At 62.9% G+C, this 23,286-nt stretch carries 19 protein-coding genes and 1 tRNA gene; 12 read left to right on the plus strand and 8 right to left on the minus strand.

The window, feature by feature from the left end; all coding sequences use genetic code 11:
* Positions 1–29 precede the first annotated feature (29 nt).
* A complete protein-coding gene (locus DBIPINDM_RS05705; RefSeq protein ID WP_258584820.1) occupies positions 30–1,406 on the plus strand; it encodes a TIGR03808 family TAT-translocated repetitive protein in 1,377 nt (458 codons plus the stop codon).
* A gap of 9 nt (positions 1,407–1,415) precedes the next feature.
* Here DBIPINDM_RS05705 and DBIPINDM_RS05710 read toward each other — a convergent pair whose 3' ends face one another.
* The gene (locus DBIPINDM_RS05710; RefSeq protein WP_258584821.1) at positions 1,416–2,420 is read right to left on the minus strand and encodes an asparaginase; all 1,005 of its coding nucleotides are present in this window, start codon (positions 2,418–2,420) and stop codon (positions 1,416–1,418) included.
* A 78-nt stretch (positions 2,421–2,498) separates the two neighbouring features.
* Entirely contained in the window at positions 2,499–3,665 is a 1,167-nt protein-coding gene (locus tag DBIPINDM_RS05715) for an acetyl-CoA acetyltransferase (RefSeq protein WP_258584822.1), read from the minus strand.
* A 200-nt stretch (positions 3,666–3,865) separates the two neighbouring features.
* Here DBIPINDM_RS05715 and betI point away from each other — a divergent pair, with 200 nt between their 5' ends.
* From betI to betB, 5 genes are all read left to right on the plus strand, one after another.
* Positions 3,866–4,456 carry a choline-responsive transcriptional repressor BetI gene (gene betI, locus DBIPINDM_RS05720; protein WP_258584823.1) on the plus strand — a complete coding sequence of 197 codons (591 nt, stop codon included), beginning with the start codon at positions 3,866–3,868 and terminating at the stop codon, positions 4,454–4,456.
* Entirely contained in the window at positions 4,453–5,982 is a 1,530-nt protein-coding gene (gene betC, locus DBIPINDM_RS05725; RefSeq protein ID WP_258584824.1) for a choline-sulfatase, read from the plus strand. The genes betI and betC overlap by 4 nt, the downstream gene beginning before the upstream one ends.
* A complete protein-coding gene (locus DBIPINDM_RS05730; protein ID WP_258584825.1) occupies positions 5,979–6,983 on the plus strand; it encodes a threonine/serine dehydratase in 1,005 nt (334 codons plus the stop codon). Before betC ends, DBIPINDM_RS05730 begins: the two co-directional genes overlap by 4 nt.
* Complete coding sequence (gene betA / locus DBIPINDM_RS05735; protein ID WP_258584826.1) at positions 6,976–8,628, plus strand: choline dehydrogenase; 1,653 nt, start codon at positions 6,976–6,978, stop codon at positions 8,626–8,628. The genes DBIPINDM_RS05730 and betA overlap by 8 nt, the downstream gene beginning before the upstream one ends.
* A 78-nt stretch (positions 8,629–8,706) precedes the next feature.
* Positions 8,707–10,170 (plus strand): betaine-aldehyde dehydrogenase, encoded by a 1,464-nt coding sequence (gene betB / locus DBIPINDM_RS05740; RefSeq protein ID WP_258584827.1) that lies wholly within the window; start codon positions 8,707–8,709, stop codon positions 10,168–10,170.
* Positions 10,171–10,177: 7 nt separating this feature from the next.
* Here betB and DBIPINDM_RS05745 read toward each other — a convergent pair whose 3' ends face one another.
* Both DBIPINDM_RS05745 and DBIPINDM_RS05750 read right to left on the minus strand, forming a co-directional pair.
* Positions 10,178–12,418: a mannose-1-phosphate guanylyltransferase/mannose-6-phosphate isomerase gene (locus DBIPINDM_RS05745; RefSeq protein WP_258584828.1), complete on the minus strand. Its 2,241-nt coding sequence runs from the start codon at positions 12,416–12,418 to the stop codon at positions 10,178–10,180.
* A 42-nt stretch (positions 12,419–12,460) separates the two neighbouring features.
* Positions 12,461–13,360 (minus strand): LysR family transcriptional regulator, encoded by a 900-nt coding sequence (locus DBIPINDM_RS05750; RefSeq protein WP_258589473.1) that lies wholly within the window; start codon positions 13,358–13,360, stop codon positions 12,461–12,463.
* A 100-nt stretch (positions 13,361–13,460) separates the two neighbouring features.
* On the opposite strand from DBIPINDM_RS05750, the gene DBIPINDM_RS05755 reads away from it, so the two are divergent.
* The 6 genes from DBIPINDM_RS05755 to DBIPINDM_RS05780 all read left to right on the plus strand — a co-directional run bounded on the left by DBIPINDM_RS05755 (position 13,461) and on the right by DBIPINDM_RS05780 (position 17,624).
* A complete protein-coding gene (locus tag DBIPINDM_RS05755; protein WP_258584829.1) occupies positions 13,461–14,345 on the plus strand; it encodes an NmrA/HSCARG family protein in 885 nt (294 codons plus the stop codon).
* Positions 14,346–14,420: 75 nt separating this feature from the next.
* Positions 14,421–14,497, plus strand: a tRNA-Pro gene (locus DBIPINDM_RS05760).
* A gap of 910 nt (positions 14,498–15,407) precedes the next feature.
* A complete protein-coding gene (locus tag DBIPINDM_RS05765; protein WP_258584830.1) occupies positions 15,408–15,689 on the plus strand; it encodes a hypothetical protein in 282 nt (93 codons plus the stop codon).
* 599 nt (positions 15,690–16,288) lie between these two features.
* Positions 16,289–16,504: a hypothetical protein gene (locus DBIPINDM_RS05770; RefSeq protein WP_258589474.1), complete on the plus strand. Its 216-nt coding sequence runs from the start codon at positions 16,289–16,291 to the stop codon at positions 16,502–16,504.
* 4 nt (positions 16,505–16,508) lie between these two features.
* Entirely contained in the window at positions 16,509–16,946 is a 438-nt protein-coding gene (locus DBIPINDM_RS05775) for a hypothetical protein (protein ID WP_258584831.1), read from the plus strand.
* A 333-nt stretch (positions 16,947–17,279) separates the two neighbouring features.
* On the plus strand, positions 17,280–17,624 hold the full coding sequence (locus tag DBIPINDM_RS05780) for a hypothetical protein (protein WP_258584832.1): 345 nt from the start codon (positions 17,280–17,282) through the stop codon (positions 17,622–17,624).
* A gap of 45 nt (positions 17,625–17,669) precedes the next feature.
* Here DBIPINDM_RS05780 and DBIPINDM_RS05785 read toward each other — a convergent pair whose 3' ends face one another.
* From DBIPINDM_RS05785 to DBIPINDM_RS05800, 4 genes are all read right to left on the minus strand, one after another.
* Positions 17,670–19,289, minus strand: coding sequence for an ABC transporter ATP-binding protein (locus DBIPINDM_RS05785; RefSeq protein ID WP_258584833.1), 1,620 nt, complete (start codon positions 19,287–19,289; stop codon positions 17,670–17,672).
* A gap of 1 nt (position 19,290) precedes the next feature.
* On the minus strand, positions 19,291–20,412 hold the full coding sequence (locus tag DBIPINDM_RS05790) for an ABC transporter permease (protein WP_258584834.1): 1,122 nt from the start codon (positions 20,410–20,412) through the stop codon (positions 19,291–19,293).
* Positions 20,405–21,328, minus strand: coding sequence for an ABC transporter permease subunit (locus DBIPINDM_RS05795; RefSeq protein ID WP_258584835.1), 924 nt, complete (start codon positions 21,326–21,328; stop codon positions 20,405–20,407). The genes DBIPINDM_RS05790 and DBIPINDM_RS05795 overlap by 8 nt, the downstream gene beginning before the upstream one ends.
* A 162-nt stretch (positions 21,329–21,490) precedes the next feature.
* Positions 21,491–23,083 (minus strand): peptide ABC transporter substrate-binding protein, encoded by a 1,593-nt coding sequence (locus DBIPINDM_RS05800; protein ID WP_258584836.1) that lies wholly within the window; start codon positions 23,081–23,083, stop codon positions 21,491–21,493.
* Positions 23,084–23,286 lie beyond the last annotated feature (203 nt).

Here is a 23,286-nt window from a genome sequence, read left to right on the forward strand (position 1 = left end):
TCTGGGCTGAACACTGGGATTCTGTGCCGATGTTGAACAGACGAACGCTGCTGACGCAAACCGCCGGCTTTGCCGTCATGGGCCTTTCGCTCGGCAAGGCGGCCGCCGCCAGCCTGACCGGCATCGAGAAGGCCTCGATGCGCGGCTCGATCAACGCCACCGACCTTGGCGTGCAGCCCGGCACCTTCGACGACCAGAGCAAGGCCTTCGCCAAGCTGCTGCGTGACGCGAACGATCGCGACATACCGGTGTTCCTGCCGGCGGGCACCTATGTGGTGTCGAACCTCTCCCTGCCCAGCCGCGTGCGTCTTTCCGGCGTGCCGGGCGCAACGCGGATCGTCTATGGCGGCGACGGCCACCTCTTCATGACCGAACAGGCCGACCATATCGAACTGAGCGGGTTGGTCTTCGACGGTTCGAACCGCTCGATGGGCGACTATGCGCAAGGACTGCTCGATCTGCGCCGGGTCGCGCATCTCGTCGTCGACAATTGCCAGATAACCGGCAGCGGCAAGAATGGACTTGCCTTGGAACACGCGGCCGGCCGCATCGAACGCTCCGACATATCGGGCGCGGCGGACGCCGGCATCTATTCGGTCGAGGCAGCGGGACTGGCGATCACGGCCAACACCGTCTCCGACTGCGCCAATGGCGGCATCCTGGTGCATCGCTGGCAGGCGGCGGAGGACGGCACCATGGTCACCGGCAACCGTGTCGAACGTATCGGCGCACGCAGCGGCGGGACCGGCCAGAACGGTAACGGCATCAACGCCTTCCGCGCCGGCAATGTCATCATCTCGGGCAATGTCGTCTCGGACTGCGCTTTCTCGGCGATCCGCGCCAACAGCTCGAGCAATTTGCAGATTTCAGGCAACACCTGCTCGCGCTCGGGCGAGACCGCGGTCTATTCCGAATTCTCGTTCGAGGGCGCCGTCATCAGCAACAACATCGTCGATGGCGCGGCCAACGGCATCTCGATCGTCAACTTCAACGAAGGCGGCCGCATGGGTATCTGCTCGGGCAACATCGTGCGCAATCTGTCGACCAGCGGCCCCTACACCGCCGATCCGCCCGGATTCGGTGTCGGCATCGGCGTCGAGGCCGACACCATCGCTTCCAACAACGTCATCGAGAACGCGCCGCTCTATGGCATGTCGATCGGCTGGGGGCCATATCTGCGCAATGTGGTCGCCACGGGCAACATCATCCGCAAGGCCGGCACCGGCATCGTCGTCAGCGTGGTCGAGGGCGCCGGCACGGCCGTCATCTCCGACAATGTCATCGACGGCGCGCTGAACGGCGCCGTCATCGGCCAGCGCTGGGCGGAACCGGTGACAGCTGACCTCACCCAGTTAAGCAATAGCGGCTTTGCGCATCTGACCGTCGAGCGCAACCGCGTCAGCTGAGAGCGATTTTCAATTCAAGGCTGGGGTCGGCCTCAGCGCCCCGACCTTGGCGCCGATCCGGCTTTCGATTGGGGCGTTCGCCAGATCGAGCAGCTTCGCCGCCACGGCCTCGTCGGCACGCAACAGCCTGGCAAGGATGGCGGCAGCCATCGCCTCGCCGGCGCGACCGGCGCCATCATCGCATTTGATCGCTATGCCCAGGCCAAGTTCAGGTATCGCGCTGCAGTGGACACCTTCGGCGCCACCTTTCGCAAAGATCCGGCCCGGTGCCGCCTCCATCAAAGCGACATCGGCGCGGCCGGTGCCAGCAACGAAGAACGGCTCCGCCATGCAGGCTCCCAGCAGACGCTTCGCTGCCTTGGCTCGCTCGGGACCAAAACCATTTGCCGTGGCCATGCGGGCAAAGCCGAGGCCGAAACTCCTGAGCGGCACCGCATAGGTCGGGATCGAGCAGCCATCGGTTGCCCTCTCATCGGCGCCATGGACAGCGCCGGTGACCGACTGCATGGCGTCGCGCACCATCTCCTGCAGGCCGTGGCCCGCCTTGACGTAGCCGCGGTGTGCAATGCCGGAATGCACGCAGGTGCAGAGGAAGCCGGAATGTTTGCCTGAACAGTTGTTGTGCAGCGCGTTCGGCAAATCGCCGGTGCGGGCGAGTGCAATCTCGGCGTCATGGTTTGAAGGCCAATGCGCGCCACATTCAAGCGCCGATCCGTCCAACCCAGCCTTGGCCAGCATGGAGCGCGCCAGTTCGACATGCGCTGGCTCGCCCGAATGCGAGGCACAGGCCAGCGCCAACTCGCGATTGCCGAAGCCGTAGGCATCGGCGGCACCGGTTTCGACCAGCGGCAAGGCCTGGATGGCCTTGACCGCCGAGCGCGGAAACACCGGCTTGGAGGTGTCGCCGATCTCCAGGACCGGCTTGCCGTCGGCATCGAAGACCGCGACGGCACCGCGATGCACGCTCTCGACGATCGCGCCGCGCAGAACTTCGACCAGAACCGGATTTGTCATGTCACCTCCCGCCAAATCAAAGTGTTACCGCGTCCTTTGCGCGCCCCAAAAGGCGCGCGGCGCAGTAATGCGGGCGGTTTACCTGATCCGATCGAGAATGGAAACGTAGTTGGCGACGGCCGCGCCGCCCATGTTGAAGATGCCCCCCAGTTTTGCGCCCGGCACCTGGATGCCGCCGGCTTCGCCGACAAGCTGCATGGCGGTGAGCACATGCATCGAGACACCGGTGGCACCAATCGGATGGCCCTTCGCCTTCAGCCCGCCGGAAGGATTGACCGGCAGGCGGCCGTCCTTCGCCGTCGTGCCGTCCAGCGCCAGCCTGGCGCCCTCGCCCGGCTTGGCCAGGCCCATCGCTTCGTATTCGATCAACTCGGCAATGGTGAAGCAGTCATGCGTCTCGACAAAGGACAGGTCGTCGAGCGTCACGCCGGCGTTCTTCAGCGCGCGAGTCCAGGCCTGCTCGCAACCCTCGAACGACAGGATGTCGCGCTTCGACATCGGCAGGAAGTCCTGCACGTGTTCGTTGGCGCGGAAGGCGACGGCGCGGCGCATCTTCAGCGCGGTCGCCGTGTCGGCAAGGATAAGGGCGGCGGCACCGTCGGAGACCAGCGAGCAGTCGGTGCGCTTGAGTGGACCGGCGACGAAGGGGTTCTTCTCGCTCTCCTGGCGGCAGAATTCGTAGCCAAAATCCTTGCGCATCTGCGCGTAGGGATTGTCGACGCCATTCTTGTGGTTCTTGGCGGCGATCATCGCCAGCGCATCCGACTGGTCGCCATAGCGCTGGAAATAGGCCTGCGCGATCTTGCCGAAGACGCCGGCGAAGCCTGCGGGCGTCTCGCCATCCTCCGGCAGATAGGACGCCTTGAGAAGATTCTTGCCGATCTCAGGCCCGGGCGTCGTTGTCATCTGCTCGGCGCCGACCACCAGCACGATGCGGGCCGCGTTGGCGTCGATGGCGCGGATGCCTTGCCTGACCGCCGCCGATCCCGTGGCGCAAGCGTTCTCGACACGCGTCGCCGGCTTGAAGCGCAGCCGGTCGTCGGCCTGAAGCACCAGGCTGGCGGTGAAATCCTGCGCCGAAAAACCAGCGTTGAAATGGCCGAGCACGATCTCATCGACCTCGTCCGGGCCGATGCCGGCGTGATCAAGCGCGTCCGTCGCGACCTTGACGATGAGGTTCTCGAGCGTCTCGCCCTCGAGCTTGCCGAAGCGCGAATGCGCCCAGCCGACGATGCATGCGGTCATGGCGGTCTCCATCCTTGGCGCCAGCCTAGCCTATGGGCTCATGGCGCAGTTCGCCTTTATTGTTCAAATATAAACATTCTTACCCGAGCCGTGAAGAGCCGGAACGAGACAATCACTTGGTGCAGGCCGCGCCAGTGTCGATTTTTTTGTTGATTGACTCGTCAATAAAAAATAATCCTGCTTCAAAGGACCGTAGAAAGATGCCGAAAGTCGGAATGGAGCCACTGCGCCGCAAGGCGCTCATCGACGCGACGATCTCTGCGATCGGCGAGCGCGGCTCCCTTGACGTGACCATGTCCGAGATCGCCGGTCGCGCTGGCGTGTCCTCCGCACTTGCCCATCACTATTTCGGCGCCAAGGACGAGCTGCTGCTGGCGACGATGCGGCACATCCTCGCCGAACTGACCATCGACATGCGCCGCGCCCTGCAATCCGCCGCCTCCCCGCGCGAACGCGTCTCGGCCGTGGTCGCCGTCAACTTCTCCGACATCCAGTTCCAGCCGGAAACCATCGCCGCATGGCTTGCCTTCTATGTCGAGGCGCAGAAGTCATCCGCGTTGCGGCGGTTGCTCAGGGTGTATGCGCGGCGGCTGCACTCGAACCTAATGAGCGGGCTGACCGGCATCCTGCCCAGGGCAGAGGCCGACCGCGCCGCCGAAGCGACGGCCGCGATGATCGACGGGCTCTACATCAGGCGGGCGCTGAAGGACGGCGTGCCCGACGCCGCGACCGCGATCGCGCTGGTCGAGGACTATCTCGAAACCAAACTCGGCGAGCGGCAAAAACAGTGACAGTCAAGCGACCCAATTTCCTGATCGTCATGGTCGATCAGCTCAACGGGACTTTTTTTCCCGATGGGCCGGCCGCGTTTCTGCACGCCCCGCATCTGAAAGCTTTGGCGGCGCGTTCGGCACGCTTTGCCAACAACTACACGGCCTCGCCGCTCTGCGCGCCGGGGCGCGCCTCGTTCATGAGCGGCCAGTTGCCGTCGCGCACCGAAGTCTATGACAACGCCGCCGAATTCGCCTCGTCGATCCCGACCTTTGCCCATCATCTGCGCGCCGACGGCTATCACACAGTCCTGTCGGGCAAGATGCATTTCGTCGGCCCCGACCAGTTGCATGGTTTCGAGGAGCGGCTGACCACCGACATCTATCCCGCCGATTTCGGCTGGACGCCGGACTACCGCAAGCCCGGCGAGCGTATCGACTGGTGGTATCACAATCTGGGCTCGGTGACCGGCGCCGGCGTTGCCGAGATCTCAAACCAGATGGAATATGACGACGAGGTCGCCTTCCACGCGGTGCAGAAACTCTACGACTTCGCACGCGTCTCCGACGATGCCACGCACCGGCCCTGGTGCCTGACCGTCTCCTTCACCCATCCGCACGACCCCTACGTGGCGCGCAGGCAATATTGGGACCTCTACGAAGACTGTCCGGCACTCGAGCCCGAAGTCGGCTTCATTCCCTACGACAAACAGGACCCGCATTCGCAGCGGCTCTACAAGGCTTCCGATTACGACAGCTTTGACATCACCGCCGAACAAATCCGCCGCTCGCGGCGCGGCTATTTCGCCAACATCTCCTATCTCGACGACAAGGTCGGCGAGCTGCTGTCGGTGCTTGAGCGGACGCGCATGCTCGACGACACGATCATCCTGTTCTGCTCGGATCACGGCGACATGCTCGGCGAGCGCGGCCTGTGGTTCAAGATGTGCTTCTTCGAGGGCTCGGCGCGGGTGCCGCTGATGATCGCCGGCAACGGCGTGCCGGCAGGCCTGATCGAGGCGCCAGTCTCCAACCTCGACGTAACGCCGACGCTGTGCGATCTCGCCGGCATCGACATGAGCGCTATCGCGCCATGGACCGACGGCCAGTCGCTGCTGCCGCTGCTCGAAGGCAAGAAGCGCAGTGAACCGGTGCTCATGGAGTATGCCGCCGAAGGCTCCAATGCGCCGTTGGTGGCGATCCGCGAGGGGCGTTACAAGTTCGTCCATTGCGAGATCGATCCGTCACAACTCTACGATATCGAAGCCGACCCGCATGAATTGAACAATCTCGCCGCCGATCCGGCGCATGCCGGTGTGGTGGCAGCTTTCCTGGAAAAGGTGCGCGCACGCTGGGACATGGCGGCTTTCGACGCCGCCGTGCGGGCCAGCCAGGCGCGGCGCTGGGTGGTCTATCCCGCTCTGCGCAACGGCACACACTACCCCTGGGAGTTCCAGCCGCTGCAGAAGGCTTCGGAACGTTACATGCGCAACCATATGGATCTCAACGTGCTCGAAGAGCAGAAACGGTTCCCGCGAGGCGAATGATGGCAGACCTTCTCGTCCCCTCCCTCGATCATCTCAAACAGGCCTATGCCGTCACCTCCAGGGCGACGCAGATCACGCCGCTGCTGGAATCGACAGCGCTTGCCAGGGAGACCGGCGCTGCCCGTGTTTTCATCAAGCCGGAATCGCTGCAATGGGCAGGGTCCTTCAAGGTGCGCGGTGCCTATTGGCGCCTGAAGCAGCTTTCGCCCGATGAGGCCAAGAAGGGGGTCGTCGCCTATTCCTCCGGCAATTTCGCGCAGGGGCTGGCCGCCGCCGGCCAGGCGCTCGGCATTCCGGTCACCATCGTCATGCCGATCGACGCACCAGCCGCCAAGCGTGACGCGACGGCGGGCTATGGCGCACGCGTCGTGCTGACCGATCATGGCGATCGTGCCCGTGAAGAGGTCGCCGCCGCCAAGGCGCGCGAGATCGCGGAGACGGAAGGCCTGGCCCTGCTACATCCGTTCGACGATCCGGAGATCGTCGCCGGCCAGGCGGGTGCCGGGCTCGAAGCGCTCGACCAGCTAGCCGCCAAGGATACCAGCGCCGACCTGTTGTTCTGCTCGGTCGGCGGCGGTGGACTGATCGGCGGCGTTTCGCTTGCCTTCCACTATCTGTCGCCCGCGACCGAGATCATCGGCGTCGAGCCGGAAGGTTTCAACGGCATGGGCTCGTCGCTGGCGCATGGCAGCATCGAGACGATGCCGATCGGCCCGAAGTCGATCTGCGACGGGCTGATGTCGCGACGGCCGGGCGACGCGCCGTTCGCGGCGGTCAAAACCGCTGGCGTTCGCGGCATCACCGTCGACGATCAATCGGTGCGGCGCGCCATGCGGATCGCCTTCGAGCGGATGAAGCTGGTGCTGGAGCCGTCTGGGGCAGCGTCACTGGCGGCACTGCTCGGCGGCAAGGTGGATGTGGCGGGTAAAACCGTCCTTGTGGTGGCAACCGGCGGCAATGTCTCGCTCGCCGATTTTATGGCGCATATGAACCATGCTTGAAGCGGATTTCGTCATCATCGGCTCCGGCTCGGCCGGCTCGGCCATGGCCTATCGCCTGTCGGAGGACGGCAAGCATTCGGTCATCGTCATCGAATTCGGCGGCAGCGATATCGGGCCGCTGATCCAGATGCCGTCGGCGCTGTCGATCCCGCTCAATATGAGCCTCTATGACTGGGGCTTCGCCAGCGAGCCGGAGCCGCATCTCGGCGGCCGCGTGCTGGCGACGCCGCGCGGCAAGGTGATCGGCGGCTCGTCCTCGATCAACGGCATGGTCTATGTGCGCGGCCATGCCCGGGACTTCGATCATTGGGTCGAAGACGGTGCAACGGGTTGGGGCTTTGCTGACGTGCTCCCCTATTTCAAGCGCATGGAAGACAATGACGGCGGCGAGGACGGCTGGCGGGGGCACGGCGGGCCGCTGCATGTGCAGCGTGGCTCGCGCAGAAATCCGCTCTATGGTGCCTTCGTCGAAGCGGGCCGCCAGGCCGGGTTCGAACTGACCGACGACTACAACGGCTCCAAGCAGGAAGGCTTTGGGCCGATGGAACAGACCATCCGTGGCGGCCGCCGCTGGTCGGCGGCGTCAGCCTATCTGAAGCCGGCTCTCAAACGCAGGAATGTTAGCCTGGTCAAGGGTTTCGCTCGCCGGGTGATCATCGAGAATCAACGCGCCATCGGCGTCGAGATCGAAGCTCACAAACAGATTCAGGTCGTTAAGGCGCGACGCGAGGTGATCATTGCCGCGTCGTCGATCAATTCGCCCAAGATCCTGATGCTGTCGGGCATCGGACCGGCCGCGCATTTGCGCGAAAACGGCATTGCCGTGGTCGCTGACCGGCCCGGCGTCGGTCGTAATCTGCAGGACCATATGGAGCTTTATATCCAGCAGGAATCGACCAAGCCGATCACGCTGAATTCGGTGCTGAATCCATTCTCGAAAGCATTGATCGGGGCGCAGTGGCTGTTCTTCAAGACCGGGCTTGGCGCCACCAACCATTTCGAGGCAGCGGCCTTCGTTCGCTCGCGCGCCGGCGTCGACTACCCTGACATCCAGTATCACTTCATCCCGGCGGCGGTACGCTATGACGGCAAGGCGGCGGCGAAATCACACGGCTTCCAGGCGCATGTCGGGCCGATGCGGTCGAAGTCGCGCGGCTCGGTGACGCTGCGCTCGCCCGACCCGAAAGCGCAGCCGGTGATCCGCTTCAACTACATGTCGCATCCGGACGATTGGACCGAGTTCCGCCACTGCATCCGGCTGACCCGCGAAATTTTTGGCCAGTCGGCCTTCGACGCCTATCGCGGCCAGGAAATCTCGCCGGGTTCGCACGTGCAGTCGGACGACGATCTCGATGTCTTCATTCGCGACCATGCCGAGAGCGCCTACCATCCCTGCGGCACCTGCAAGATGGGTCGCGCCGACGACCTGATGAATGTCGTCGATCCGGAATGCCGGGTCATCGGCGTCGAAGGCCTGCGGGTCGCGGACTCCTCGATCTTCCCGCGCGTCACTAACGGCAATCTCAACGCGCCGTCGATCATGACCGGCGAGAAGGCATCCGACCATATCCTTGGCCGCACGCCGCTGGCGCCGTCCAACCAGGAACCATGGATCAATCCGCGCTGGCAGGCGTCGGACAGATAGAGCATGATCTACCCGACAGATTGAGCCGTCCATAGATCGAGCCGCCCGTTTGGGGCGCAGACCATTCGGAGACTTCCCATGCGCGCCCAGCCCACGGCATCGCACTATGTCAACGGACGCTATATCGACGACGAGCAAGGCGCGCCGCTGCCGGTCATCTATCCGGCAACCGGCGAGACCATCGCCATGCTGCGCTCGGCAACGCCGAACGTCTTGGAGCTTGCCATCGAGGCCGCACGCGCCGCGCAACCAGCCTGGGCTCGGCTGAAGCCGGTCGAACGCGGCCGCATCCTGCGCCGTGCCGCCGACATTCTGCGCGCCCGCAATGCCGATCTCGCGCGGATCGAGACGCTCGACACCGGCAAGGCAATCCAGGAAACGCTGGTTGCGGATGCGCCTTCGGCCGCAGACTGCCTTGAATATTTCGGCGGCGCGGTGGCCGCCTACAATGGCGAGTCCGTCGACCTCGGCGGACCCTTTGCCTACACGCGGCGCGAGGCGCTCGGCGTTTGCGTCGGCATCGGCGCCTGGAACTATCCGATCCAGATAGCCGGCTGGAAATCGGCACCGGCACTCGCCATGGGCAACGCCATGGTGTTCAAGCCGTCGGAAAACACGCCGCTTTCGGCATTGGCTCTGGCCGAGATCTACAGCGAGGCCGGCCTGCCGGACGGCCTGTTCAATGTCGTGCAAGGCTATGGCGATGTCGGTGCAGGCCTCGTTGGCCACGATGTCGTCGCCAAGGTTTCGGTGACCGGCTCGGTTCCAACCGGCCGCAAGGTGCTGTCGCTCGCAGGTTCAAAGATGAAGCACGCGACGATGGAGCTCGGCGGCAAGTCACCGCTGATCGTCTTCGACGATGCCGATATCGAGAACGCCATCGGCGGCGCCATGCTCGGCAATTTTTACTCCACCGGCCAGATCTGCTCCAACGGCACAAGGGTCTTCGTGCAGAGCGGGATTCACGACCGCTTTGTCGACCGTCTGGTCGAGCGGACGAAGAAGATCCGCATCGGCGATCCGCTCGACCCCGAGACGCAGATGGGGCCCCTGGTCTCCAAGGCGCAGCACGACAAGGTGGTCGGCTATATCGAGATCGGCAAGCAGGATGGCGCTGTTCTCGCCTGTGGCGGCAACGTGCCTTCACTGCAGGGTTTCGGCGGCGGCTTCTTCGTCGAGCCCACGGTCTTCACAGGCGTCACCGATAATATGCGGATCGCGCGCGAGGAGATTTTCGGGCCGGTCATGAGCGTGCTGAAATTCGATGGCGAGGACGAGGTGATCGACCGCGCCAACGACACCGAATTTGGCCTCGCCGCCGGTGTCTTCACCCGCGACCTGCCGCGCGCCCACCGCGTCATCGCCGAGCTGCAGGCCGGCACCTGCTGGATCAATGCCTACAATCTGACGCCGGTGGAAATCCCGTTCGGCGGTTTCAAGCAGTCCGGCATTGGGCGCGAGAACTCGCTGGCGGCACTGGCGCTCTATTCGCAGCTGAAGTCGGTTTATGTCGAAACGGGGGACGTGGCGAGCCCGTATTGAAACGGGCTTAAGCCGCCTCCCCCGACGTTCCATCCAGATACTGCGTCAGCGCACAAACCAGGTGATAGAAGATGCTGGCCGGCACGTCGGTCGCCAACGAGCGGCCGCGTTCGTCGATGCGGTCGATCCACAGGCCGAGGGGTGCCGGGTCGATGTGCCAGCGGAACAGCCGGCCGACGCGTTCCTCGATCTCCGGCTTGAGATCGGGTCCGCCCGAGCCATCCAGGGCAATGGCCGCCTTGACCGCTTCGGCCTGTGGCCAACTGCGCGAGATCAGGTCCAGCGGCAGGCCCCGCCGAGAGACGGCGCCATAGGCAAGACCGGTGGCGCGGTTGAGGCCATTGGCGATGGCCGAGGCATAGAGCTTCCTGGCGAAGCCGCTCAGTTCGGCCTGGCCGCTGCGTCCGGCAAAATCGACCAGCAGCGAAGCCCACTCGAAGTGATGGCCGGGCTCGGTCCAGGCGCCTTTCTCGCCGGCTGACGGCTTCCATTCGTCATCGAAATATTCGCCCAGCGTCCAGCTTTCCCGGTCGAAGAAATGGCTCCGGAAGAGATCGATGATGCGCGCCGCACGGCGCAGATGGGCACGCTCGCCTGTGGCCTGATGCCAGGCCAGGAACGCTTCGAGCAGATGCATATGCGGGTTGGAGCGCCGCTCGCCCTCGCCGTCCGATGTTTCGAGGAAGCCGGTCATGCGATGATCCTCGAGATGTGCATCAAGGAAGGCAAAAGTTTCCTCGCCGAGCCGCAAGGCATCGGGATTGCCCGACATATGCGCATGCGCCAGCGCCAGCAGAACGCAGGAATGGTCGTAGGCATCCTCGGTGGGGTCGGCGACGGAGCCGTCAACATGCAAGGTGCGCACCCAGCCGCCTTTGTCGGTGCGGCCATTTCTGACCATGAACTCGATCCCGTGGCTGATCAGCCGGTCGGCCGGACCGTCCCAGCCGCGCGCGCTGGCGACCGCGAAGGCATAGACCTGCCTGGCCATTGTGCGCATGCGCTTGGGTTTCATCAGCGGCGCGCGATCAAAGCCGAGCGCTTCATGGAAACCGCCATGGCGCTCGTCGACACCCGATGTCGACCACAGCGGCAAGGTCTCCTGAAACAGCCAGTGGTGCACACGCCGCCGCCAGGCGCCGCTTTCGATGACGCGATCATGCGCCGGCGTGAACCTGGTTTCCAGCCGGCCCGATTTTTCGAGCTGCTCGACGATCTTCTTGACGTGCTGGCTGTGGCTGACCGGAGCAACGAAAGTGGCGTCGGCAGTGGAAACGATGGCGACATCCTTCATGCCGATCGCCGACAGCAGGCGGCCGTCGCTGCGGATGTAGGAGTTCTCGCAATCGATGGCGACAACATCGCCGATGACGACATTGCCGTGGTCGTCGGCCGGACCGACGTCGAGCAGCGATTGCCAGGAGCCGAGATCGTTCCAGCGGAAGTTGGCTGGCACCATGGCAATGCCTTGCGCCCGCTCCATGATGGCATAGTCGATCGAGATCGAGGGGATGGCCTCATAGAGCTCCAGCGGCATATAGAGGCCGGACAGGTCCGATGTCGCCGCCTTGTAGGCGGCTTCTGTGGCCTGCCAGATGTCGGGCTCGAAGGCGGCGAACGCGTCACGCATGGCAGCGGCGCGAAACAGGAAGATGCCGGTGTTCCAGTAAAAGCTTTCCGCCTTGAGATAGCTCTGCGCCGTCGCCAGGTCCGGCTTCTCGACGAAGCGCGTGACGTCGAAGATGCCGCCCTGCGCGCCCGCCACCTCGATATAGCCATAGCCGGTTTCGGGCTGCGTCGGTTTGATGCCGAACACCACAAGCCGGCCGGCACGCGCCGCCTCGGCGCCTGCCTCGACGCTCTGCCAGAATTGCCCTGGGGTTGATATTTCGTGATCCGACGGCACGACCAGGACCAGGCTGTCGCCGAATTCGGACAGGGTGCGCAGCGTTGCGAGTGCGATCGCAGCGGCGGTGTTGCGCCCCGTGGGCTCGAACAATGGACCACCGCCGGCGAGATCGAGGCCGGCCAGGTCGGCATGGACACGATCGGCATGGCGCTCGGAGGCGATCAGGAAGATCGGTGTTTCGCCGGCCGGCCTTGCCGTCAGCCGGCGCAAGGTCTTGGCCAGCATGGAGCCATCGCCGGACAGGTCGTGAAACTGCTTCGGATTGTCCTCGCGCGACAGCGGCCAGAGCCGCGAGCCGACGCCGCCGCTCATGACAAAACTGACGATGCGCTGGCTCATTCGGGTCTCGCTCAGAAGTTGGTCTGGGGTAGCAGACATGCCTTAAGCCGTGTTTACCCGATTCGAAATCCGCTCGACCGCGAGATCGATGAAGGCCTTGACCAACGGTGAGAGGTGTCGGCTGCTGGGATAGAGAACGTGCAGGCCGCCCTCGGGCGTCGTGTAGCCATCGAGAACGCGTTGCAACCGTCCCTCCGCGATGAGTGCCTCGGCCATCACCTGAGGCAGTTGGGCGATGCCGAAGCCTGCGATTGCGGCCGCCACCACCGCCTGCATCTCATTGGCGGCGAAACGCCCGGCGACGTCGACACTTTCCTGGCCTTGTGGTCCATCCAGCACCCAATGAGCGCCTGAGGCCGACGGCCCCGCAATAACGCATCGATGGCGGACGAGATCGGCCGGGCTTTCCGGCATTCCGTACCGTGCGAGATAGTCGGGGCTGGCGCAGAGCAGCCTGTGCGTGGAACCGATCTTGCGGGCGATGAGCGTCGAATCCTCAAGTCTGCCTGTGCGGAAGGCGAGGTCGATGCCGTCCTCGACCAGGTTGAGCTTGTCGTCGGTGAGGCGGAGCTCGACATTGGTCTTCGGGTACAGCGCCAGAAACTCGACCACGGCACGGATGAGGAAGTGACCGCCAAAACCGACCGGAGCCGAAATGCGGATCGTGCCCGAAGGCTCCGCCCTCGCCTCGGCGAGACGCAGATTCGCCTCCTCGATCGTCCGCAGGCCCTGGCTGCTTTGCTCATAATAGAGACGTCCGGCGTCCGTCAGATTGAGGCTGCGTGTGGTGCGTTGCAGCAGACGCACACCGACCTCGCGTTCGAGTGCGGCGACACGGCGGCTGACCGTCGTCTTGGGCATGGCGAGCAGGCGCGCGGCTGCGGTGAAGCTGCCGGCTTCGACGACGCGGGCAAACACGATGACATCGTTGAGGTCGATCATTATGCTCAATATTGGGACAAAGTTTTCCAATTATAGGCAGTTATGCATCAATGAGACAGAGCCTAATTTCGCTCCAGACAAACAAGAAGGAGCAAATGAGATGACCAGCAAACGAAGCATTCTTGTGACCGGCGCCACGGGCCAGCAAGGCGGCGCCGTTGCGCGTGCCCTCTTGTCCAGGGGCCATCGCGTCAAGGCGCTGACGCGCAAGCCGGACAGCGAAGCCGCACGGCAACTGGCTGCGGCGGGCGCCGAGGTCGTGGCCGGCGATCTCGCCGATGCAGCCTCCGTCGTGAAGGCCGCAACAGACGTCGACACCATGTTCCTGATGGGCAACAGCTACGAGGCCGGCCTCGAGGAGGAAACCCGCCAGGGGATCCTGGCCGCCGATGCGGCGAAGGCCGCCGGCATCGGACACCTGATCTATTCATCCGTTGCCGACGCCGACAAGCAGACCGGCATTCCGCATTTCGAAAGCAAGTATCTGGTCGAGCAGCATGTCAGGCAGCTCGGCATTCCCTATACGATCAGCGCGCCGGTCGCCTTTATGGAGAATGCCGTCGCGCCGTGGTCGATCGGCGCGCTCAGCCAGGGCACTCACGCCTTCGCCATGCCGCCGAAGCGGGTCCTCCAGCTGGTTGCGCTGGCGGATATCGGCGCTTTCGTCGCCGCGCTTGCGGAACGGCGGGAGCAGGTGTTCGGCAAGCGCTTCGATTTCGCCGGGGATGAATTGTCCGGCGAAGAGCAGGCGAAAATCCTGTCCGAGGCCATCGGCCGCCCGATCCGCTATCAAGAAATCCCAATCGCTGCTGCCCGCCAGCAGAGCGAGGACGCGGCACTGATGTTCGAATGGTTCGACCGCGTCGGCTACGACGTCGATATCGCAACTTTGCACAGACAATTCCCCGAGGTGCGCTGGCACAGCTTTGCCGACTGGGCGCGCGCATTCAACTGGAGCGCCAGCGGCCTGCGTGGCGAAAGCTGACGAAATGCGACAGAAGTGCTGCCATTGCCGCTTGCAGGAATGAAGTGTGGCGGCTATAAGCCCGCGGTCTGGTCACGGAGTGTAGCGCAGCCTGGTAGCGCACCTCGTTCGGGACGAGGGGGTCGCAGGTTCAAATCCTGCCACTCCGACCAGAAAAACAACGTGTTAGCGCATCCCGACTTTGGCGCTCAAACTGATATCACACCTGAGATACGGTGAGATGGGCCGCCTCCTCGGTGCAGCCCTTCCCTTTGTCGCCAACGCGCTACACAAGTGGGCTTGTTGAAAGCGCAGACGACGTAGCTGGCTGCAGCCTGTCGGTCATTGCGCGTGAATTTTTCATTCGCCGCGCGTCATTCAACAACGCCGCGCCATCCGTCTCGATCCTATCGACAAGTTCGCCGGTTTGATCCACGCTGATGCCTGTTTCATTGGACAGGAACCAGACGCGAAAGCTCCTGTCATCGGATGGAACAGGGACAATGAACTCCCCGCCATCGTTTCGGTCCTCTGCTGAAAGCCTGTGGCGCTTTCGCAGTGTTCGCTTCCACCGGTCACCTTCCAATAGAGGGTCGATGGACATAGCTGACGTCGAGCTTATCGCAGGCCGAAAAACCCCAATATCGCTATGACGATGACCACCGCTCCAACGAGCCAAATGATATTGTTCATGATCGTTCTCCTGTTGCCTGGAAAAGCCCGCGCCTCTGGCGAAGGAACGCGGGCCGACCAGCCTTTGCCGGCTGATCTTCAGCAGACGGCAAGGCGCCTGCTACAAGGAGTAGAACTATTAGATACGCCTAATGTTCCGCCATGCGGCAAGGATCGAGAGAGGCGGGTTTTTGGGCGCGGTGTTGCCGATGCGCGCACGACCGATGCGTCGAGACACATCGTTCTTTGCAAGTCCCCTGAGCGAGAGGCGCTCCTTCTCAGCCCTGGGCACGTGATCGCTCGTCCTGCGAATTGCCATTGCCTTTCCGGCTGCCTTGGGAAACCCGGAACCAAAGCGACCAGCGGCAGTTATTCCAACGAAGGGCTAATCAAGACAATGGAGAAATTACAATGAAAACAATGATCATGTGCGCTTTGGCGCTTTCCATCGGATTGCCGGCTATCGCTTCGGCGGCCGAAGCCGATGTCGTTATCAAAACCCACCATCGTCACCACAGCAACGTCAAGGTCATCAACGAGGACGGCCAGCGCTTGCATCATCGTCACCATGGCACCGTTGCGTTCTACGATCATGGCCGCCGGCACCATCGTCCGGATGCCGTCATTGTCACAGGCTCCGTCTCCACCCATCATCGACATCACCCCGTGGTGATCGAAAACAACGGCTATTGATCGACGCAGCTGGCCCGGCCCTTTGTAGTTTGGGCCTGCCGGCAAAAAATCTGAAATGTGGCTGGTGATCTGGCGTGCCGATACAAGGCATCATCAACGAACCATCGTGTGAGACGACGCCATCCAGCCCCTCCGAAAAGGTCGCAGAATCTCGCCTCGTTGGCTGGAATGCAGGCCGTGGCGCCTGCAGATATTTAGGGTTCGCTCGCCACACGGCGCGGCGAGCGAACCCTATCAGCGCAGGAAGGGACGTGGCTGCGCCAATCTGCAAATCATTCGTGCTCGACCTCTCGGATGGTCAGCCATGGGTCATTCCAATCGCCATGAAAGTGATGGCCACCGCAAAGATCAGTGCGAGCAACCAGCGCGCTTGGCCAACACTCTTGTCCATCAGCTTCCTCCTGAACGTGCAGCGGACAACGGCTACGAACAGTGGCTGTTCCGAGCGGCACCACAGGTAAGACCATTGCATTTTACGGTCAGACTAAAGTCCGGGGCTGTACCGGACCGAAGCCCAGCCCGGGAACGTTTGCGCTGCGGCTCTGTTCGGTTGCTGGACCCGAAGATAATCAAATGAGCGGAACTGGATGAACGCCACCATGTCGAACAGCGAGACCGCAAGATCCGATGCTCTGGGGACGCGCGTAGCCGACCTCAAGTGCAGGATGCAGGAAGCCCGGATTACCATGAGCGAAATGAAGACCTTCCAAAAGGTCGCAGCCATGATGGTCGACGGACGAGGAAGCATCGATGGCGACGATTTGATCGCCGCGTCCTTCGTTGCCGATACGTTGCTTCACGAGAAAACGCTCTGAGACCATGCGGACAATCAGCAAGCTTTTTGAGTCCCATGCCGAAGCCGCCCGGGTTGCTGGACAACTGGTGGCGGTCGGTGTTCCTCGCGTTCAGATTGCCATTATCGGGCCCTACCAGGACGAGGTCGGGTTTCTGAGGACTCCGTGTGTCCTCCTTGGCGCCGTCGGTGCGGTATTGGCCTGCCTGAGCGTCATGATCGTCTACGGCGCCGATCCGTTTCCGGCAGGACTATCGGCAAGAGCACTGATTTGCGCGATCTGCGGCGGCGGTGCCGGCGGGTTGCTCGGAGCATTCATCACGGCTGCCACAAAGCTGGATGATCGGAGCGTTGCCGAGCGAATCGTTCTGGTGACCGCGCATGTCGATGACCATGAGACTGACATCGCCCAGGCAGTGCTCGGCGGTTGCGCTCCCACCGCATTCATCGCAGCAGCGGCGTGAGTTCCGGGGAAACTGAACGAAGGGCGCGGTACGAAGGCCGGGTTGCCACAACCAGCACGAGCCGCTGAGATTGCACCGTTGGCCAAGGGCCGCCGAAAGGCCGGCCCGGCGTCAACCGAGACGGACTCTCTCCGTTTCCAGGGATTGAATTTAGACACTCGACGGATACCAACTTCGAATGACCGAGAACGTTCCCATATCGGCTGGAAACCCCCTGTGTGTTCATGCTCCCACAGGGTTTCCGTCGCTAGCGCATCTTTGACGAAATAATCGTCGGCTCCAGATAGTTCGGTGGATATGATGAAGCCAGTGAACGGCGAGCTGGATGTGGACATGAATTTGATTTCAACGACAGCCTCGACATCGGCTCTTGTGATTGCGGTGCTTCTCGTTACCGGCTGCTCGTCGATCGGCAGGACGGTCGATCCGACGAAATACGACAAGATGACCTGTACAGAACTCAACAGCGCGCTGGGGACCAACGCCGGCGAGATCTCGCAAACAGCTATCACCCGCGGCAAGGTCGCCAACACCAGTGTTCCGCGCTGGCTGCTTGGCGGTTCGCGTGTAAAGACTGCGGTCGCCAACCGTGAAACGGCCAGGATCGACCGGTTGAAGCAGGAGCAGGACACCATTGCCGCCACTCGCGCACGCAAGTGCCCGAGGTCGGCGGGTTGAGCGAACGGACGCCGCCACGATGATTGCCTTACCTGAAGTGCCGTCTCACGCGCTCAGCCGGAAGCGCGTGACATCGATCGCCGCGGCCATCAGCGTCTGCGTGTAGACGTGCTGCGGATTGCTGAAGATCGCCTCTGTCGGCCCCTCTTCGACGATCTTGCCCTGCTTCATGACGATGATGTAGTCGGCCATGGCGCGCACGACCGAGAGATCGTGGCTGATGAACAAGTAGGACAGTTCATGGTCGGCCTGCAGCTTGCGCAGCAGTTCGACGATCTGTTTCTGCACCGAACGGTCGAGCGCCGAGGTCGGCTCGTCCAGCACGACCATCTTGGGCTTCAGGATCATGGCGCGGGCAATGGCGATGCGCTGCCGTTGCCCGCCGGAGAATTCGTGCGGGTAGCGGTTGCGGGCGTTGGGATCGAGGCCGACCTCAAGCAAGGCCTCGACCGCGCGCTGGTCGCGCTGTTTGCCCGAAAGGTTTGGCTCATGCACCAAGAGCCCCTCGGTGATGACCTGGCCAACGGTCATGCGTGGCGACAGCGAGCCGAACGGATCCTGGAAGACGAGTTGCATCTGGCGCCGCAGCGGCCGCATCTGCTGCCGGTCGGCCTGGGAAATGTCGCGATCGCCGAAACGAATAAGGCCGTCGCTCGGCAGCAGCCTCAGCAAGGCGCGGCCGAGCGTCGATTTGCCCGAGCCGGATTCGCCGACAATGCCGATGGTCTGGTTGCGCTGCAGCCGGATGGAAATGTCGTCGACGGCACGCAGCATCAGCGGCTCGCCGGCCAGAAACCCGCCGCCGATCCTGAAGGTCACTTCGACGTTCCGGCCTTCGAGCACCACGGGCGCATTGGCGGGCGGAGGCGCCTTGGTTCCCGTCGGCTCGGCCGCCAGCAGCATCTTGGTGTAGGCGTGCTGCGGGTTGGCGAAGATCGCTTCCGCCTCGCCTTCCTCGACGACCTCGCCCTGGCGCATGACATAGACCCGGTCGGCGAAGCGGCGGACGATGCCAAGATCGTGGGTGATGAAGACGATCGCCATGCCAAGCTTGCGCTGCAGTTCGGCGAGCAGCATCAGGATCTGCGCCTGGATGGTGACGTCGAGCGCCGTGGTCGGCTCGTCGGCGATCAATATGTCGGGGTCGTTGGCGAGTGCCATGGCGATCATCACGCGCTGGCGCTGGCCGCCGGACATTTCATGCGGATACGATTTCATCCGCCGCTCCGGATCGGGGATATGCACGAGGCGTAAAAGCTTGAGCGCCTCTTCGCGTGCCTCGGCGGCATTGAGGCCGCGATGCCGGCGGATCGGTTCGATCAGCTGGTTGCCGATCGAATAGAGCGGATCGAGCGAGGTCATCGGCTCCTGGAAGATCATGCTGATCTTGGCGCCGCGGACCTTGTTCAGGTCGGATTTGCTCAGTGTCAGCAGGTTGCGGCCGCGATAGTCGACGCTGCCGGTGGCTTCGCCATTCGAAGCCAGCAGGCTCATCGCCGCCATCATCGTCTGGCTCTTGCCGGAGCCGGACTCGCCGACCACGGCAACTGTCTCGCCCGCATTGACGTGGATGTTGATGCCCTTCACCGCTTCGACGGCACCGTCGAGCGTGCGGAAGCGGACGCGCAAATCCTTGACGCTGAGGATCGTTTCGGGAGTGGCCATGTCAGCGATCTCTCGGGTCAAGTGCGTCGCGCAAGCCGTCGCCGACGAAATTGAGCGCGAACAGCGTCGAGACGAGGAAGAAGGCGGGGAACAGAAGCAGCCAGTTGGCTGTGCCGATGTTCTTGGCGCCGACCGAAATCAGCACGCCCCAGCTGGTCATCGGCTCCTGCACGCCGAGGCCGAGGAACGACAGGAAACTCTCCAGGATGATGACCTGCGGCACCAGCAGCGTCATGTAGATCACCACCGGGCCGAGCAGATTGGGGATGACATGGCGCAGCAGGATGCCGCGCTGGCCGACGCCCATGGCTTCCGCCGCCTGGACATATTCCTGGCGGCGGATCGACAATGCCTGGCCGCGCACGATACGGGCCATGTCGAGCCACAGCACCGCCCCGACCGCCAGGAACATCAGCACGAAGTTGCGGCCGAAGAACACCACCAGCATGATGACGAAGAAGATGAACGGCAAGGAGTAGAGCACATCGACGATGCGCATCATCACCTCGTCGATCTTGCCGCCGGAAAAGCCGGCGGCGGCGCCATAGATCACCCCGATCACCACCGCCACAACGCCCGCGAGCAGGCCGATGGCCAGCGAGATGCGCCCGGCCATCAGCGTGCGCGAGAGAAGATCGCGGCCGGTATTGTCGGTGCCGAACAGGAAATATTGCTGCTTGACCGATGTGCTCATCGTCACCTCGAGGCCGTCGGGTGACTTGCTCTCGATCTTGGTGTCGTCAAAGGCATCGGAACGGTCGAGGTAGCGGATGTTGCGATCATCGATCGGCTTGGTCGAAGTGACGGTGACTGTGACGCGGCTGCCTTCCTGATGCCACTCCTTGAGGTCGACCCGCATGCGCTTGATGGCGTCCGTGAGTGCCCCCTGGATCATATCTGGCTTCGGATAGGCCGACAGGCTTGGCGGCATGCGGACATAGTCGGCATAGATGGTCGTGTACTGATGCGGCACGAACCAGGGTCCGAACACGCTGACGAGCCCGATCAAGGCGAGATAATAGAGGCTGAACATGGCGGCGCGGTTGGCCTTGAGCCGCGCCCAGGCATCGCCCCAGAGCGAACGGCCAACGATGGCGGGAGCTGTGGCTGCGATGTCAGTCATAGCGCACCCTCGGGTCGACGACCGCGTACATGACGTCGACGATCAGGTTGAAGACGATGGTGAAGATAGCGATCACCACCACCGTTCCCATCACAAGCGTGTAGTCGCGGTTGAGCGCGGCATCGACGAAATAGCGGCCGACGCCGGGAATGGAGAAGATCGTCTCGACGATGACCGATCCGGTCAACAGGGCCGCCGCCGCCGGGCCGGTGAACGAGACGATCGGCAGGATGGCGCCGCGCAGGGCGTGCTTGACCACCACCGACCAGTCGGAAAGGCCGAGCGCGCGTGCGGTGCGGATATGATGGGAGCGCAGCGACTCGATCATCGAACCGCGCATGAGGCGGGCAACGATGGCGATCTGCGGCAGAGCCAGCGTCAGCACCGGGCCGACCTTGTTGATGAAGGCGCCGTCGCCCCAGCCGCCGATCGGCAACAGCTTCCAGGTCAGCCCGAACAGCAGCTGGATCAACGGCGCGATGACGAAGGTCGGGATGGTGCTGCCGGCCGTCGCCAGCGCAATCACCGTATAGTCGCCAAGCTTGTTCTGGTTGAGCGCGGCGATGGTGCCGAGCACGGAACCGAGCAGCAGCGCCAGGATCAGCGCCGAGGCACCAAGCTGGACCGAAATGGGCAGGCCCTTGGCGAACAGTTCGGTGACGGTGAAATCCGGCATGTTGTAGCTCGGGCCGAAATTGCCGCGCAGCAAATTGCCGAGATAGTGGACATATTGCAGCCAGAGCGGATCGTTGAGGCCGAACTGGGCTTCAAGGTTGGCCTTGATCTCGGGGCTCAGCCCCCGCTCCTGGTTGAACGGACCGCCTGGCGCCACGCGCATCAGGAAGAACGCCATCGTCACGATGACGAACAGCGTCGGGATGGCGGTCAAAAGCCGCCGGAATACGTATCGCAGCATCGGTGCCCCACTTGATCCGGAACACGCCCATCCAGTTGGACGATTGTGCTCCAGCCTTCAAATCTTCGCACCGGATTTTCCGAAAATCGATTGCGCTTCCCGGCCGATGCGATGGCAAACCAGCGCTGCCGCGCACCGAGTGCGCGGCAGCTTGGCCAGGGATCAGTCCTTGCTGACGAAGCGCGACGGATGCACATCCATCACATTGTCGACGAAGCCATGCAGCTTCGAGGAAACGATGTCGTGGTAGCTGTAGTAGAGCAGCGGGATCTGGCCGACATCGTCGACGAGAATGCGCTCGGCTTCGGAGAGCTCCTTCATGCGCTCCTCGGGCTTGCCGCCGGCGGCGGCCGCCTTGTCCATGGCCGCTTCGTATGGCGCGCTGTTGTAGTTCGAGTAGTTGTTGCCGCTCGCCTTGCGCGAAATGCCGAGGAAGGTTTCCGGATCCTTGTAGTCGGCGATCCAGGCGGCACGCGCCACGTCATAGTCGCCCTTCTGCTCCAGGAAGGAATAGTGGGTCTTGGTGTCGGTGTTGAGCAGCGTGACGTCGACGCCGAGCGGCTTCAGCTGCTCCTGGATGGCGACCGCGGTGTTCTTGTGGTTCTCCGAGGTGTTGTAGCGGATTTCCATCTTCAGCGGATGCTCGGGCGTGTAGCCGAGTTTCTCGAGGATCTTCTTGGCCGCGTCCTCACGGTCGATCTGCGGCATGTCGGCGTATTTGGCCATTGCGGGCGTGTAGCCCTCGATGCCGGGAGGCACCATCGAATAGCCGGGCAGCATCGAGTTCTGCCAGACCTTTTCGGCGATGAAGTCACGGTCGATCGCCATCGAGATTGCGTTGCGCAGTTCAGGGTTGTTCCACGGCGCCTTGTCGGTCTTGATCGCATAATAGTAGGTGCCGAGATACGGGCCGACATGGATCTGGCCGCCGAACTTGGTCTTGAGGTCGGCAAGCTGTTCGGTCGGCAGATCGTCATAGCTGTCGAGTTCGCCGGCCTCGAAGCGCTTCATCGCCGATGAACGATCTTCGGTCGGGATGTAGTTGACCACGTCGAACTTGACGGTCGCGGCGTCCCAGAATTTCGGATTCTTGACCAGTTTCATGTGGTCGTTGGGAACCCATTCGGCCAGCGTATAGGCGCCATTCGAAACAAGATTGCCGGGCTTGATCCAGTCGGCGCCGAGCTTTTCGATCGAGGCTTTACTGACCGGATAGGTCGCCTGATGGGTCAGCATCTCCAGGAAGTAAGGGGTCGGCGCCTTCAGCGTCACTTCCAGGGTGTTGGCGTCGATCGCCTTGACGCCCATGTCCTCGGGCTTGCCCTTCTTGGTGTTGAAATCCTCCGCACCCTTCACCGGATACAGCATCGAGGCGTATTCGGCGCCAGTTGCCGGGTCTTCCAGCCGGTGGAAGGCGTAGACGAAGTCGTCCGCCGTCACCGGGCTGCCGTCCGACCACTGGCCGTCCTTGCGCAGCTTGAAGGTGTAGACGGTGCCGTCATCCGATACCGTCCAGCTTTCGGCGGCGCCCGGAATGAGGTTGGCCTTCTCGTCCTGCATGACGAGGCCCTGGAACAGGTCGCGCAAGACATTCGCTTCATAGACCGTCGAGGTCTTGTGCGGGTCGACCGACTCCGATTCAGCGGCGGTGCCCCTGTTGTAGACGCTCTCGGCGAACGCTGGCGTGTAGAATGCGCCGGCGGCTACCGCCATGGTGGTGGCGAATACCGTCGCCTTCAGCATGTTTTTCAGCATGAAGTTCTCCCTGTCGGCGCTGCCGTCGGCGCGCCTTTTCGTGTTGACGCCCCGGAACCGATGTCTGGCCCCTTTGAGCGCGCCGCCGGTTCCCTCCGGCAGCTGGTGGCAGGAGACTAGACAGGAGGTAAGCTCTTTTCAACCGAGTACTGATTGACCCTAAGTCAATCCTCAGAATCGAAGAAGCAACGGCTAAATTAGAG

Origin of the sequence: Mesorhizobium sp. AR02 (assembly GCF_024746835.1) — a bacterium.
Taxonomy (GTDB): Bacteria; Pseudomonadota; Alphaproteobacteria; order Rhizobiales; family Rhizobiaceae; genus Mesorhizobium.